We start from the raw sequence: 14,507 nt of genomic DNA on the forward strand, positions 1-14,507 counted from the left end.
GCTCCGGCTTCGGCTCCTCCACCACGGGCGGCGGGGGCGGAGGCGGCTTCGTCACCTCCACCATGACCAACTCCACGGGACGCTGCGGCGCGGGACGCTCCGGCGGGCGGGTGTGCAACACCACCAGCCCCAGCCCGTGCAGCAGGAACGAGCCGGTGACGAAGCCCATGAACAATCCGCTGCCGCCTCGTCGGGGCAGGACACCACTTTCGAGCACGCTCGTACTCATGGCCTTCGCGTCAGCCCCGCGGCGCGGGCGCGACGTCCTTCTCGATGTTGAGCGCGAACTTGGCGATGCCGTGACCCTTCACGGTGTCGATGAGCCGCATCACCTGGCCGTACGCGATGCTCTGGTCGGCGCTGATGATGGCGCGAGTGTCCTTGTCCTTGGCGACGGCCTCGGACACCTTGGTGGACAGCTCGGCTTCGCTCACTGGAGCGCCGTCGAAGTAGAGCTTGCCCTCCTTGTCGAGCACCACGTTGACGAGCCCCTGCACCGTCTCGCCGCCATTGGCCGCGCGGGGCAGGTCCACTTCCACCGTCTCGCGGACGATGAAGTTGGCCGTCACCATGAAGATGATGAGCAGCACCAACACGATGTCCACCAACGGGGTGACGTTGATGCCAGTGATTTCCTCGTCGTCCTGCTGCGAGCCGCCGGCCATGACTAGCGGACCTCCGCGCGCAGGCTGCCGACCAGGGCGTGGCCCAGGGCGTTGGCGCGGCTGGTGAGCGTCTTGAGCTGGCGGTTGAAGATGTTGAAGGCGACGACGGCGGGAATCGCGACGGCCAGACCCACCGCCGTGGCGACGAGCGCTTCCGAGATGCCACCCATGACGGTCTGCTGAATCGCGGCGCCCTTCACGCCCGCGGAGCCCAAATCATGGAACGCCTTGATGATGCCGAGCACCGTGCCGAACAGGCCGATGAAGGGCGCGTTGTTGCCGAGCGTGCCGAGGAAGGAGAGGAAGCGCTCGTACTGGGGGCGCTCGCGGGCCATGGTGGAGGCAATCACCTGCTCAACGGAGTCGGCGCCTTGCTCGGCGGAGGCGAGGCCCTCGCGGATGATGGCGGCCTCCATGCCTCGGCGTCCCTGGATGGCCACTCGCACCGCTTCGAGCTCGCCGCGCGCCAGTCGCACCGCGAGCGACTCCGAGTCCGGGAGGCGGTTCCGGGCGAAGTACACCGTGCGCTCCAACATGATGGCGATGGAGAGCACGGAGAGGACGACCAGGATCCACAGCACCCACTCGGCGGACGTCAGTGTGACACCGAGCAGCTTGCTGCTGAGCCAGCCGAGATTCTCGGCTGGGACCTGGGCGATGACCGCGATGGACGACATGGTGTTCGTTCCCCTCTCGAAATGCGTTGGCGCGAACGGAACACCGCGGGTTCCGGAAAGTGTTACCGGGTTTATTTTTCGGAGCGGGCCGCTGTGCGCGGGTGTAGGCCTGGGCCGACGTCCTCGACGCGCTGGGAGTGCGGGGCGACAATGCGGGCCATGCAAGGCAAGAGCGTGGTGGTCACCGGTGCCTCCATGGGCATCGGCGAGGAGCTGTCGGTGGCGCTCGCGGCGCGGGGCGCGAATCTGGTGCTGGCCGCGCGGAGTGAGGATGCCCTCCAGCGGGTGAAGCAGCGGTGCGAGGCGGCGGGCGGGAAGGCCATCACGGTCGCCACGGACGTGGGAGACCCGGAGGCGTGTCGGCGGATGGTGGACCGCGCGGTGGAGGCGTACGGCGGCGTGGACGTGCTCGTCAACAACGCGGGCATCTCCATGGACGCGCGGTTCGAGGACGTCACGGACCTGACGCTCTTCGAGCGGCTGATGCGCATCAACTACCTGGGCGCGGTGTACTGCACGCACCATGCGCTGCCGCACCTGAAGGCACGGCGCGGGTTGTTGGTGGCGGTGTCGTCACTGACGGGGAAGACGGGCGTGCCCACGCGCTCGGGTTATGCGGCGAGCAAGCACGCGATGAATGGATTCTTCGACTCGCTGCGCGTGGAGTTGATGGGGACGGGCGTGGACGTGACGGTGGTGTGCCCGGGCTTCGTGGCGACGAATGTGCGCGCCAACGCGCTGGGCAAGGACGGCAAGCCGCTGCAGGTGAGCGCGCACGACGAGACGGAAGGCAACATGGACGTGGGCACGTGCGTGTCCATCATCCTGAAGGCCATGGATCAGCGTGAGCGCGAGGTGGTGATGACCACCAAGGGCAAGGTGGGTCAGTACCTGAAGCTGTTCACGCCGGGCTTCCTGGACCGCATCGTGTTCAAGGCGATTCAGGAACGGCGGAAGTGAGCGGGGCCACGGGCTGAAGGAGAGGGCTCATCCAGTGGCAAGGACGGCCGCCCTGAGAGGGAGCGTCCCTGCGTCCAGGCCGTGATTCGACTTCCATGACGCGCCGTGTCACACTGCGCGTGGAGGTACTGAATGACGACTTCGGAAGGGCCTGCAACCCCAGACTCCGAGCCTGGGTTCCCGGTGGTCTCGTCCTCTCCCGCCGGAACGGCGCTCCCCGCTCCGCCCAAGCCTCGCGTGGGCAAGGTGGACGTCGCGCTCGGCGTGCTCAACGGCGTGCTGGGCGATTACCTCCACCGCCAGAACAACACGCTCGCCACTCCCATGGGCCTCTACCACGAGGGCCGCCCCCTCCTCGTCGAGCGCGAGGCCCTGCGCGCCGCCCATCCCCAGTCGACAGGACGCGTGGCCCTCTGGGTCCACGGGCTCGCCGTCACCGAGGCCGTCTGGGCCTTCCCCGCAGAGCCCACCACCGACTACGGCACCCTCCTGGAGCGCGACGCGGGCTTCACCCCGCTCTACCTCCGCTACAACACCGGCCTGCACATCTCCGACAACGGCGAGGCCCTCGCGAACCTCCTGCAACGCCTCATCGCCGAGTTCCCCGTCCCCATCACCGAACTCGTCCTCGTCGGCTACAGCATGGGCGGCCTCGTCCTGCGCAGCGCCTGTCACATCGCCTCCGAGTCGTGCCTGTCCTGGCTCTCCCACGTGCGCCGCTCGTACTCCATCGGCGTGCCCCACTTCGGCAGCCCCCTGGAGCGCATGGGCACCGTCGTCGCCCAGGTGCTCCGCGCCGTGCCCAATCCCTACACGCGTCTGGTCGCCGACGTCGTCGACCTGCGCAGCAGCGGCGTGAAGGACCTGGGCGTCGCTCGACTCCGCCGACAGGACTGGGAAGACACCGCGTCCCCATGCAAGCCCTTGCTCCCTCCGCCGGGCATCGCCCACCACCTCATCGTCGGGGCGCTCGGCCAGCAGGGACAGTGGCTGTCCGCCATGTTCGGTGACGGCGTCGTCTCCCTGGCGAGCGCTTCCGGCCGCACCGGCCCGCGTGATACGAGCCCGCTGTTCCCGCCGGAAAACGTCAAGGTGGTCGCCGGTATCGACCACGTCACCCTCGCCCACCACGCGGATGTCTACGCGCGGCTCCGCGAGTCGCTCGCAGTGGAGGCCTCATGACTCGCCTACGTGGTGTGAAGGACCTGGTACACGATGCCGTCGAGCAGGGCGCCATGGCGGTGGAGCGCATCCACCGCTCCAGCGCCGCGAAGCCCTTCGAGGTGCTGCGATTGATTCCCACGCTCGACGCACCCGTGGGCGCCCTGCAGTCCCTCCATGACGCCGCCCTCTCCGGCACCTATGGAATGGTCCGCTGGGTCAACCGCGCCGTCGACGGGACGCTGGACGTCGCCCTGGACCTCTTCGAGCAACGCCAGCTCTCCCAGACGGAACTTCAGGGCCCGTCGAGCACCGACAACATCCTCGGCAGCACGTCGAAGAACGCGTAGTTCCAGCAGCTGAAGTTGTGGCCGCCGTCGCAGCCGAACGGCTTCTGGCCCGGCAGGGGGCGGCCATACATCTCATAGTGGTGTGGCACCCCCGCGCCGTTGAGCGCGTGGTGGAAGCGGTCCGTCGATGCTCCCGGAACACGCTCCAGCACATCTCCATCCCACGTACCCGAGCCCGCGTAGAGCGCCACCGCCACGCCCCGCAGCCCCGCCGCGCGCCCCAGCGGATTGTTCATGTTCCACGCCTGGTCGAACGGCCAGAACGGCGAGCCAAACGGGCCGTCCGAGTTCTGGAGCCACCGCGTGGCCTCCTCGGTGATGAGCGCGCGGATGCCCGAGTCCCCCAGGTCCAGCGCCCCGGAGAAGCTGGCCACATAGGCGAACAGGTCCGGCCGCCGCGCCGCATAGCTGATGGCCCCAAAGCCTCCCATCGACAGGCCCGCAATCGCCCGCCCCTTCTTGTACGCGAGCGTGCGCAGGTTCTGGTCCACCCACGGAATCAACTGGTTCAGGTGGAACTCCTCCCACGCCTGATTCACCCCGCGAGGAAAGACCCAGTTCGTGTACCAACCCACCTTGCCACCGTCCGGCATGATGGTGATGACCGGCATGTTCTCCGTAATCGCATACGCCGCGCCGAACTCCACCCACTGCGCGGAGTTCGCTCCAGCGCCTCCATGCAGCAGGTACACCACGGGATAGCGCAGGCCCGGGTTGCGCTCGTAACCCGTGGGCAACAACACACGGACATGGTGACGCGGGTCATAGACGGCGTTGAGCGAGATGAGCGCCGTGGAAATCTCCACGTCGATGAGCCGGTCCGTGATGGGCCGCACCGCGTGCACGGTGATGCCATGGCCCGAGCCGAAGAACGGAGCCAGACTCGCCTCCAGCGTGGAGACCGCCGCGTCTTCCTCCGCATGAGCCATCTGGGGCGCGCCGCCCACCCAGACGGCGACCAGGGCAAGCGCGCTCACCACCGTGGAACGCCAGGACACCGCCGAGCAACGGACAGGGGGGACTGCCTTGTCTTTGGACATACGCCCAGCACTAGGGATTCAACTCAAATCGCGCAAGTCCCCAGGAATGACAAATCAACCCGAGCCATGACAGCTATTGCGGCGCCGTCATAAATTGCCGCCCAGGCCCGGCCTCTCGAGCCGCCGGGCATGACGCGGGCGCTCAGGAACCGCCGCCCCCGTCACTCGCGCCGCCCCGCCGCTCCACGCGCGTCAACAGGCCGGAGAGGCCCTCGAAGCTGGCATTGCCCACCTGGTGTAGTCCGAAGCCCCAGAGGAACGCCGTCATGCCCGCGCCGAAGCCTCCCCACGTCGGAGAGAAGACGTTGAGGAGCTGGAGTCCCAGTACCACCGCCACGCCCGTCAGCAGCACCAGCAGCGCCAACTCCACCAACCACAGATGACGCGGCGAAGGCAGCGGCATGCCCTCCAGCGCGCCGAGCCCACCCGCGGAATCCGCGTCGTCATCGCCCGGAGCCTCCGGCAGCGACGGCAGGCTGCCTCCCGTGGGCGCGCTGGCCGAGGGCACCTCTGGCGCGGAGGCCGCATTGGCCAACAGCGACTCCCTCCCCGCGGGAATCCCCATCCTGCCGCTCATGCTGGCGCTCTGTGGACTCGGGTAGCTCTGGAGCGCCAGCCGCGCCTTGTCCGCCTTGTAGTCCGCGTCCTGCAGCGTCTCCGGCGTCAGCGCCAGCTGAGCCTCGTTCAGCAGCGAGTCGATGTGCCCCAGCTCATGCAGCTCGGAGTCCGCGGTGGCCTCGCTTCGCTTGCGCGCCACCTCCTCGCGCAGTCCGTCGATGCGCTTGCGCACCTGGCCCGTCTGCGCGTGATGAAGGATGTCGCGTGCCTCGCGGTACTTCGCGGCGGCCTCGTGCGGAGACTCCGCCGCCAGCGCCAGCATCGCCTCGCGCAGCTTCGCCTCCGCGTTGTCCAGCTCCGCCTTCTGCGCATCGCTGGCCGTGCTCCGCGCCTCCTCCAGTGCTCCACGAAGCTCCAGCAGGAGCCGCCGCACGTAGTGCGCATACGCGCCCTGGTACAGCCGGAAGCCATCGTCCACGCTGACGTCCGCGCGGGCCCGCGCCTGCTTCAGCCGCTCCTTCACGTCCGTGGTGAGCTCGCGCCACTCCTCCAGCGAGAAGCCCCGGGGATTGCGCGGCGAGGCCACCGCCAGCGACAGCTCCGCGCAGAGGACGTCGAAGTAGGAGCGACGGGCCATCTCGAACTGCTGCCGCGCCGTCGCCAGGTCTCCCTGGTCCAGCCGCGCGCGCACGTCCTGGAGCAGCGGCAACAGCTCGTACATCAGCCGGAAGCCCAGGCTGTCATCCCCCAGCTTCTGCGCCAGCGCGCGCGCCTGCGTCTCCAGCTCCGCCAGCTTCGCCTTCAGCCCCGCCCTCGCCAGCTCCTCCACGTTCTGCCCGCGCAGCGCCTTGAGCTGCTCCTCCAGCCGCTCCGTCGGCACCTTCCCGATGCGAAGCGACGTCTCGGCCTCGTCCAGCAGCGTGCTCGCCTGCGCCGGCCGCAGCTCCCGAGGCAGCGCCTGGAGCTCTCGCGTCCCGGTGCACCACGCCTCATACAATCGCAACTCCGGCTCCACCCGGGCCAGCTCCGCCTCCGCCACGCGGCCCCCTCGCAGCGGCCCGCGAATCCGGGAGACGAGCGAGTCGATGCGCGCGCGCACCTCCAGCCCCACCCGCCGGGTCTCCGCGTCCTGACCATTGAGCAGCACCGCCGCGCGCCGCCGCAGCGCCTGCGCCCGCTGGAGCTGCTGCGCCCGGGGCCGGATGTTCTGCGTGTACAGGCGCACGCCATACGACGACACCGCGCCCGCCGCGATGAGCAACGCTCCCCACAGCCACGGCGTCCTCACCCAGACGGTGAAGGGCTGCTCCACCGCCACGCCCTGCGGCACCGCCATGCGCACCGTGCCCGTGTACTCGCCCGGCCCGTCCAACCCGCGCAGATGCAACAACAGCGTGCCGCTGCCATTCGCCGGCACCAGCACCGAGTCGACCGCGGCCGACAGCTCCAGGTCCTTGCCGTCCTTCCCGCCGCCCTCCAGCGAGAAGCTGGCGCCGTCGAAGCGCGGCTGCACCAGCGTCGCCCCCAGGTCCGGGGCCTTGTGCTGAAGCTGGAGCAACCGGGGCGCGGCCACCTTCCCCGTCACGCCCGCCGTCTCCTTGAAGGGCAGCCGCACCGTCGCATCCACCGTGCCCAGGCCCCAGCCCGACGAGGCCACCGCGGGCGACGTCGCCACGAACTGCACCACCGGCACCGCCTGCGTCCGCGTGACGATGAGCGCCGTCGTCTCGCGCCCACCCGCATGCACCAGCACCAACTGCCCCGTGTAGTCCCCCGCCGTCGGCAGCTTCCCGCTCACCTCCAGGTGCAGCGGAGCTCTCGCGGAGATGGACGGCGAGGTGGACACCGTCGTGCCCGCGTCCTCGGCGCCTGCCTCGCGCACGACGGCCGTCAGCGTCACCTGGGAGCCGTCACTCGCCTGCAGCGGGTCCACCAGCACCGTCACGCCGCCGGGGAGCGCCTCCTCCACGCCCGCGTCACCCGGAGGCGGCGACAGCAGGTCCACGCGCAGCACCGTCCGGAAGTCCTCGGACGTCGTGCGCAGCTTCACCTCGTTGCTGGCCGTGGCGCCGGCCACGCGCAGCCGCGTCTGCGCCAGCGCGACGCTCGACGCGGTGAGCACCACGAGCAACACCAGGCGCGGGAGGCCCTGACCACGGCGGCGGCAACGGGCATCGAGGACGAACATCCACCGACGATAACAGGCGCGTCCCCCGCCTCCAGTTCACACCCTCACTCCCAGCCCAGGAGCGCCTTCACCTCCGGGGACAGGCCGCGGCGGATGGTGTCCGTGGGAATGCCCTCGTTGTGTCCCGTGGCGGACGGCATGCGCGGTCCTCCGCTGTGATGCAACGCGGCCAGCCGCAAGTCCTGGGTGAAACACGGCGCGCCCGAGGACCCCGGGCTCGTGGAGGTCCGATAGGACACACGCGTGCGTGACGCGTTGACGGACAGGAACTCGTCCAGCACCACGCTCATCGGCTGTCCCTCCGGGTGCTGGACGATGAGCGCCAGGCTTCCCACGACGAAGGGCACCTCCTCCTCGGGCAGCTCCAGCCAGCCCCGGGGCTCGCCCTCCACCCGCTCGTCGCCCGGCGCGCCCTCCACCTGGAGGAAGGCGTAGTCCAATTCGTCCACCGTCGCCTCGCGGGGCCGGGGGTGCATCAGGTCCGCGGGACTGTACGAGCTGCGCGCGATGCACCGCTTCACCGCGTAGCGCGTCCCAGGTTGGAGCAACGTCCGGTCCGGCAACACCTTGTGGTCGAAGCGCACGCGCAGCGACTCCAGGAGCCGGTTCTCGATGACGTGGAAGTTGGTGAGCACCACGTCGCGCGACACCAGGAACCCCGTGCCCAGGGACGCGCCCAACACCGGCTCCACCCGGCACACGCGCCGCTCTATCGCGGCCAGCCTGCGGCGCCACCCGTCCGCGCCGCCGGCCTCGCTCCAGGCACCGACGATGCGCTCCAGGCTGCGCCGCGGAATGCTCCGCTGCACCGAGGCGAGATAGCCCTGCATGAAGCGATGCAGCCGCGGATGGCGCGGATGGGCACCGTGCATGCCCGTCACCAGCTCCCGCGTCCAGCCTTCCGACTCCGCGCGATGGATGAGTCCCGACGCCCGCTCCCTCGGGCCGCCCGTCGGAACGAGCGCTTCCAAATCCCGGTGGCACACCGAGGCCACCACCCGGCGAAGGTCCTCCACCGAGGGAAACGCCCCCAGCATCGCCAACAGCAACTCGTCTCTCTCCGCGCCGTCGAGCTCCATGGTGTCACCCGTGAAGAACCACTGACGAAGCCTTCCCCGGCCTGCCGACGCTGCGATGAATCTTCTGTATTCGCCGAGCGGATTCCCAGTGGCAGCCGCCCTTCTGCCCTGATGTGCCGGGTCCAGAAGCCCGCGAGCGGACACTCGCTACCGGGCCCTCCGCAACGAGGCCCGGGTCCGAAGTCGTCGAGGACCCCGCCTCAGCGCACCGCCCACGTAGCGGGAGGTACGTAGGAGACGAGGTCCGGCCGCGCCACCACCCGCAGCGAGGAGGCGCCCGCCTGGAGCGTCCCCGCCAGCGTGGGGATGACGCGGAAGCGCACCTGGAAGGGCTCTCCCTGTCCCCGGGGCCGCAGCTTCAGCGTCACCGCGCCATCCTCCGAGGTCCACGACGCGACACTCCCCACCGCCACCAGCGCGTCCAGGCTCGCGGCGTCCACCTGCACACCCGCGGGCAACCCGTGCCGCAGCTCCAACTCGAGGCCCGAGGGCGTGGAGGCCTGCATCGTCACCTCCACGGGCTGCCCCACCTTCGCCTCCCGGGGCGAGTCCACGGCCAGCTCCAGTCCCCCTTGCGCCTCCTGCTTCCACGGCACGGCGGCGGACAACGCCAGCGCGAAGCCCAGGCCCGGCACCGCGGGCTCCGCTCGCACCGTCCAGACATGCGCGCCTCCCGAGCCCGCCGCCGGGGCCTCCAGCGACAGCACCTCGCGCAGCGCCTTGGCGTCATAGGTGCCCTCGGCCACGGGCTTCCCGTCGCGCTCCAGCACCACGCGCACCCGAGCGGGCAACGGCTCCTTGAAGAGCGCCACCACGGCCTTGAGCGCCAGCCGGTTCGCCCGGCCTCCGCCCCAGCCCCGCGCCGGCCCATAGCCCGCGAGCAGCGAGGCACCCAGGTCCGCCAGCGGCGCCTTCGCGTCACCCTCCAGGCCCAGCACCGCCAGCGCGGTGGCCTCCGCCTCCGAGGGCGCTTCCCCATTGGCCGCCACGACGCCCGACTCCACCGGCAGGTACGCGGCGCCGTCCTCGCGCTTCTTCAGCGCGTCACGCACCTGGGCCCGCAGCGAGTCCCGCAGCGCGCCCGTCACGATGCCGCTCGCCAGCAGGGACGCCGCCGTGTAGCCGTCCTTCACGTGCGCCCGGTTGCGCTCCAACGCGCCCGACGCCAGCGTGGAGAAGCGCGCCGCGCGCCGCTGCCCCCCAGGCGTCCCGGACGCCGCCGCCACCGCTCGCGCGCAATCCGCCGTCGCCACCAGCAGTCGCTGGAGCGTCCAACCCTCGCCCCCCTGGCACGTGCCGTCCGGACGCTGCGCCGCGGCCACCCAGCCCGCGAGCCGCTCGCCCAGCCGCGCGAGCACCGGGTTGTCCGGATGGAGCAGCGTGCCCTCCACCAGCAGCGTCGCGGACACCACGTCCGGCGTGCGCCCCAGCCGCAGCGCGCGCTGCGTCGCTTGCGCCACGAGGACCCGCACGCCTTCCGCGTCCACGAGCCCTCCCGCCGCCTCCGGCGGTGACGCCACGCGCGCACCCTTCGGGGAGAGGGCCGCCTTCAGGACCTCGGCCGCCTGGGGCTCGCCCAGCGCCGTCAGCAGCTCCGGCGCGCGCCCGGCCAGGAGCAGCGCATAGGCCACATCCTCCGAACCCCCGCGAGCCCCCGCCGACGTCAGCTCCGAGCGCAGCACGCCCAGCCCTCCTGGATACACCTGGAGCCGCACGCGCTCACTGCCCGCCTGCGCATCCGAGGCGCCCGTGAGCGACAGCGTGCGCGGCGCCGCCAGCGTGCCGCTCCACGTCTGGACCACGGGCCGACCGGTGGGCCACACGTCCAGGGGCTTCTCCACGCTGTCCGCGTCTCCCAGCGCCGCGCGCACCGCGATGGGTCCCGGGCCCGACACGCGCACCGTCACGTACTCCACCACGCTGCCTCGCGCCGGCACGCGCACCGTGCGCGTGGCGCCCTCCACCGCCGCGCCCGTGGCCTCCACCTTCAGCGACGTCTCCACGGCCGCATCCGTCGTGTTCACCACCTGCACCGGCACACGCACGGAGTCGCCCGCGCGAAGGAAGGCCGGCAGCACCGGGTCCACGTACGTGGGCAGCGTGCCCGCGAAGCTCGTTACCGCGCCGGCCTGGGCCCCGGTGCGCGAGTGCGCCAGCGCCAGCACGCGCCAGCGGGTGAGCCGGTCCGGCACGCGCACCGGCAGCGTCGCGGTACCGGACTCATCCGTCACCACCAGCGGCTCGAAGAGGAACGTCTCCGGGAACCACGCGCGGCTCGGCGCCCCTGGGGGCTCGGGCTTCTCCTCCAGCAACCCACCGCCGCCCGGTGAGCGCTCTCCCCCCTTCCCCCTCGCGAGGCGCTTGTCGGAGCCGCCCTCTCTCTCCTCCTCCGGCGCCGCGCCCCCTCCGATGGGGGCCTGCATGGGCGCGGCGGCGACCTCGAGGGCGTCCGACTCCTTGAGGGCGAAGTCCGCCGACACTCCCATCGTCTGGGCATTGGGTTCCCAGTCGCCTCCCAGCGCGGACGCGGACGCTCCGAAAAGGCCCCGGAGGTTGTCCCCGAACAGGGTCAGCATGAGCCCGGCCGCCACGATGAGGCACACCGCCCCGACGATGATTTTGCGCATCATGGCGCCTCCCGGGCGACCCACGCGTTCCAGTTCTCCACGTCCTCTGGCAGTCGCGTCCCACGCGACACCACCGCACGCGGGTCCGTCAGCTCCAGCAACTCCCTGGGCAGCCGCGACAGCCTCAGTCGCTGGCCGAAGGCATCCTTCACCTTCTCGCCCCGCTGCTCGCAGGACGCCAGCGCCTGGGTCCACAGCTTCGCGAGCCCCGCCGGGTTCAGCGTCTCACCTTCCGGCGCCTTCTCCTCCCACTCACGCACCTGCGCGTGCAGCTCCGCGAGCACCGCGTAGAAGGGCTCCGTCAGCTCGGACTCCGGGTCGAACTCACTCCGCGCCCGCGCGCTCACGCGCGTCTCCGCATCCTCGGGTGTCGGCACCGCGCTCACCCGCAGCAGCGCCGCGGCGGCCGCGTTGGAGCCCCGGATGCGCCCCTGCGCCAGCGCCACGCCATCCAGCACCCCGAAGGCGGGCTGCGACACCGTCGGCGCGGGCCTCACGCTCGCCATCGCATCCGTGCCCGGCAGCGGCACCAACTGGCTCAAGGTCTCATCCACGCCGATGAGCCCCACCGCCGCGGGCCCATCCTTCCCATCCACGCGCGTGCGCACCTGGAGCCGCGCCAGGTCACCAGGGGCATAGGCCGGCTTCTCCGACGACACCTCCACGGAGAGCTGCGCGCGCGGCGCCACGTACACCCGCGCCCGAGCCCCCGCCCACGACGTCTCCGCCCAGCCCTCGAAGTCCGCGGGCAGTTGGAAGCGCGCCGTGGTGGAGCCCTTCTCCAGCTTCGCCACCAGCTCCTGCTTGCCCACCGTGAGGTGCAGCTCCTTGGGCAGCGTCCCCTCGAACGCGGGGCCCCGCATCAGGTCGATGCGCACCTCTTCGCCCGCGCGCGCCAGCACCGGTGTCGCGCGCAGCCGGAAGGGCGGCAGCATCGCCGGGCGCGACATCCACTTCGTGTCCCCCACCGGCTTGCCGTCCACCTTCGCCACGACCTTCAGCTCGTAGCCCAGGAACGTGGTGGCCTGTGCCTGCCCCTCCGTCTCCGAGTCATCGTCACCGGAATGAACCGTGAACCCCACGACCCCCATCGACTCCTCTTCCTCGATGTCACCCGTGAGCCTCACGCGCGCGAGGCGCTCCTGGACACACGCCACCACCGAGGGACTCAGCGTGCTCTTCACCCATGGCAGCGCGGACCAGGACGTCGTCAACTCCCGCTTCGCGCCCAGCCGCCAGCTCAGCGCCACCGGCAGGCGATCTCCCGACTCCAGCTTCGACGGCAGGCACGCACGCGCGTCACTGACGAGGGGCGCCAGCGCGTCCGTCAGCGACGTGCCCGTACCAAAGGCCGGCTCCGCCACCAGCTCCATCCAAGGCAAGCCCGCATCCCGCACCTCGAACGTCAGAGCGAGGACGCGCTCTCGACCCGCGGGTAGCGTGCGCGCGCGAACCCCCTGGGCCAGACACGCCGTGAGCGCGTCCAATTCGCCCCCCACCTCCGTCACCGCGCCCCCCGCGCCCACGCGCACGCCCAGCTTCACCATCCGCTCTTCCTCATCCGGCGGGATGAAGCGCGCGCACGGGAAGAGCGACGTCAGCCAGCCCTCCACCACGAGCCGCTCCTTCAGCGACGCCTGGCTGTCCTCCTCCAACAGGTTCGTCAGCGTCACCAGCCGCACCGGAGGCGGCCGTGGCGGGCGGCGCACGGGCAACGGCGGCACCACCACGTTGACGGGCGGTCCCGGGTCCAGTTGGAAGGCCGCCACGCCGTCCTCGTCCGTCACGCCGCGCACGCCCTCGTCCCGAGCATCCCACGCGCGCGTCACCGTCAGCTCCGCCCCCGGCAGCACCCGGCCGTCCGGCGTGGTGGCGCGCAGGTAGACGCGGTTGCTGAAGCCATCCACCAGCCCGTCCTCCAGCTCCGTCACCGAGGAGATGGCGAGCGCATCCTCCGAGAGCAGGAGCGCCACCGCGCCTCCCACCCGGTCCCCCGCGGCGTCTCGCGCGGACACACTCGCGAAAAGCGTCACCTGACCGCGCAGGTCCTCCGGCACGCGAGGCAACGTCACGCGGAAGCGCCCCGCCGCGTCCGAGCGCGCCCGAAGCGGCAGTCCTCCCGTGCTCCATTCCGGAGGCGGCGGCCACGCCCCGGAGACAGTCCACCGCAGCTCCACCTCCGCGTCCGTCACGGGAGCGCCCGACGCGTACACCACCTGGCCTTCCACCTCGGGCGTGTCACCCGCGCGCCAGGAGGGCCGGGGACTGGACACCTCCACGCGGAAGCGCGGCAGCGTGAAGGGCTTCACCTGGAACGTCGCGCTGGCCTGCGTATCCCCGCTGCTCCACACCAGCGTCCACACCCCCACGGGCGCGCCCCGGTCCAACGGGAAGCTGCCAGCCACGACGCCCCACGGCCCCGCGGGCGCTCGCTCCTCCAGCACCGTCTCTCCCGTCGCGTCCTTCAGGAACCACGTCCCGGGCCGCCCATCCAACGGAGACAAATCCCGGGTGCGCAGCACCACCGCGCGGAAGCTCACCTCGTTGCCCGGCTCGTAGAGCGGCCGGTCCGTCAGCACATGGGCCACCGCGGGCGCGTAGAGCGGCAGCGTCGCGTCCACCGTGTCCGTGCCCAGGGGCGTGGTGACGCGGGCGCGCAGCTTGTAGTCGCCGTCCGGCACCTCGGGCAGCTTCACCTCGGCCCCCAGCGTGTCGTCGGAGTCGCGCGTCCACGGGGACTTCTTCTCCGGCTCCAGGGGCGTCTGCTTCCCCTCGGCATCCACCAGGAACAGCTCCGCGGAGCCCCGCCGCACCCGCGCGGTCATCAGGCTGCCCCGAGCGTCCGGCGCGTGCGCGTCCGCCCAGATGATGACGCGTCCGGAGAGCCCTCGTGCCACCGAGCGGACATCCAGGCCCACCGTCTGGCGGAACTGTCCGTCCGGGCACTGGGGCACCTTCACCCCACGCAGCACCCAGGCGCTCAAACACACGTCCCACGCCGCGAAGGCCCAGACCCCCACCAGCAGCAGGGCCGCCAGCCCCCCCTTCTTCGCCCGACGGCGGAAACGCTCTGTCATGCATCCTCCCCTAGGCCGCACTCTATGCCGGGAGTCCCCCTGGCTGCCGAGCCCCCTTCTTCGCGCACCCGGCGCCGGTGCGGTAGCGTCCCGCGTCTCATGCTCCCGTCGCCCAAGCCCCGTGC

Annotated in this window: 10 protein-coding genes and 1 pseudogene; 3 read left to right on the plus strand and 8 right to left on the minus strand. The window is 71.2% G+C overall.

Going from position 1 to position 14,507, the window contains the following annotated elements; genetic code table 11:
• The 3 genes and pseudogenes from HR086_RS36070 to HR086_RS36080 form a co-directional block, all read right to left on the minus strand.
• A pseudogene (locus HR086_RS36070) lies at positions 1–229 on the minus strand (energy transducer TonB); the annotation flags it as partial.
• A gap of 10 nt (positions 230–239) precedes the next feature.
• Entirely contained in the window at positions 240–665 is a 426-nt protein-coding gene (locus HR086_RS36075) for a biopolymer transporter ExbD (protein ID WP_141643606.1), read from the minus strand.
• Positions 666–667: 2 nt separating this feature from the next.
• The gene (locus HR086_RS36080) at positions 668–1,342 is read right to left on the minus strand and encodes a MotA/TolQ/ExbB proton channel family protein (RefSeq protein WP_141643607.1); all 675 of its coding nucleotides are present in this window, start codon (positions 1,340–1,342) and stop codon (positions 668–670) included.
• Between the two features lie 150 nt (positions 1,343–1,492).
• Between HR086_RS36080 and HR086_RS36085 the strand changes: the two genes are divergently transcribed.
• The 3 genes from HR086_RS36085 (at position 1,493) to HR086_RS36095 (ending at position 3,813) form a co-directional block, all read left to right on the plus strand.
• The gene (locus tag HR086_RS36085; RefSeq protein WP_174467890.1) at positions 1,493–2,302 is read left to right on the plus strand and encodes an SDR family oxidoreductase; all 810 of its coding nucleotides are present in this window, start codon (positions 1,493–1,495) and stop codon (positions 2,300–2,302) included.
• Between the two features lie 132 nt (positions 2,303–2,434).
• A complete protein-coding gene (locus tag HR086_RS36090; protein ID WP_254626599.1) occupies positions 2,435–3,484 on the plus strand; it encodes a triacylglycerol lipase in 1,050 nt (349 codons plus the stop codon).
• Entirely contained in the window at positions 3,481–3,813 is a 333-nt protein-coding gene (locus tag HR086_RS36095) for a hypothetical protein (protein WP_174457333.1), read from the plus strand. The genes HR086_RS36090 and HR086_RS36095 overlap by 4 nt, the downstream gene beginning before the upstream one ends.
• Here the strand turns inward: HR086_RS36095 and HR086_RS36100 are convergent.
• The 5 genes from HR086_RS36100 to HR086_RS36120 all read right to left on the minus strand — a co-directional run bounded on the left by HR086_RS36100 (position 3,759) and on the right by HR086_RS36120 (position 14,382).
• A complete protein-coding gene (locus HR086_RS36100) occupies positions 3,759–4,790 on the minus strand; it encodes an alpha/beta hydrolase (protein WP_373564400.1) in 1,032 nt (343 codons plus the stop codon). The genes HR086_RS36095 and HR086_RS36100 overlap by 55 nt on opposite strands.
• A 205-nt stretch (positions 4,791–4,995) precedes the next feature.
• Positions 4,996–7,599 carry a hypothetical protein gene (locus HR086_RS36105; protein WP_174467891.1) on the minus strand — a complete coding sequence of 868 codons (2,604 nt, stop codon included), beginning with the start codon at positions 7,597–7,599 and terminating at the stop codon, positions 4,996–4,998.
• A 44-nt stretch (positions 7,600–7,643) separates the two neighbouring features.
• Entirely contained in the window at positions 7,644–8,678 is a 1,035-nt protein-coding gene (locus tag HR086_RS36110; protein ID WP_174467892.1) for a trypsin-like peptidase domain-containing protein, read from the minus strand.
• Between the two features lie 200 nt (positions 8,679–8,878).
• Entirely contained in the window at positions 8,879–11,308 is a 2,430-nt protein-coding gene (locus HR086_RS36115) for an alpha-2-macroglobulin family protein (protein ID WP_174467893.1), read from the minus strand.
• Complete coding sequence (locus HR086_RS36120) at positions 11,305–14,382, minus strand: MG2 domain-containing protein (protein WP_174459881.1); 3,078 nt, start codon at positions 14,380–14,382, stop codon at positions 11,305–11,307. The genes HR086_RS36115 and HR086_RS36120 overlap by 4 nt, the downstream gene beginning before the upstream one ends.
• Between the last annotated feature and the right edge of the window lie 125 nt (positions 14,383–14,507).

Source organism: Myxococcus sp. CA039A (assembly GCF_013336645.1).
GTDB lineage: Bacteria > Myxococcota > Myxococcia > Myxococcales > Myxococcaceae > Myxococcus > Myxococcus llanfairpwllgwyngyllgogerychwyrndrobwllllantysiliogogogochensis.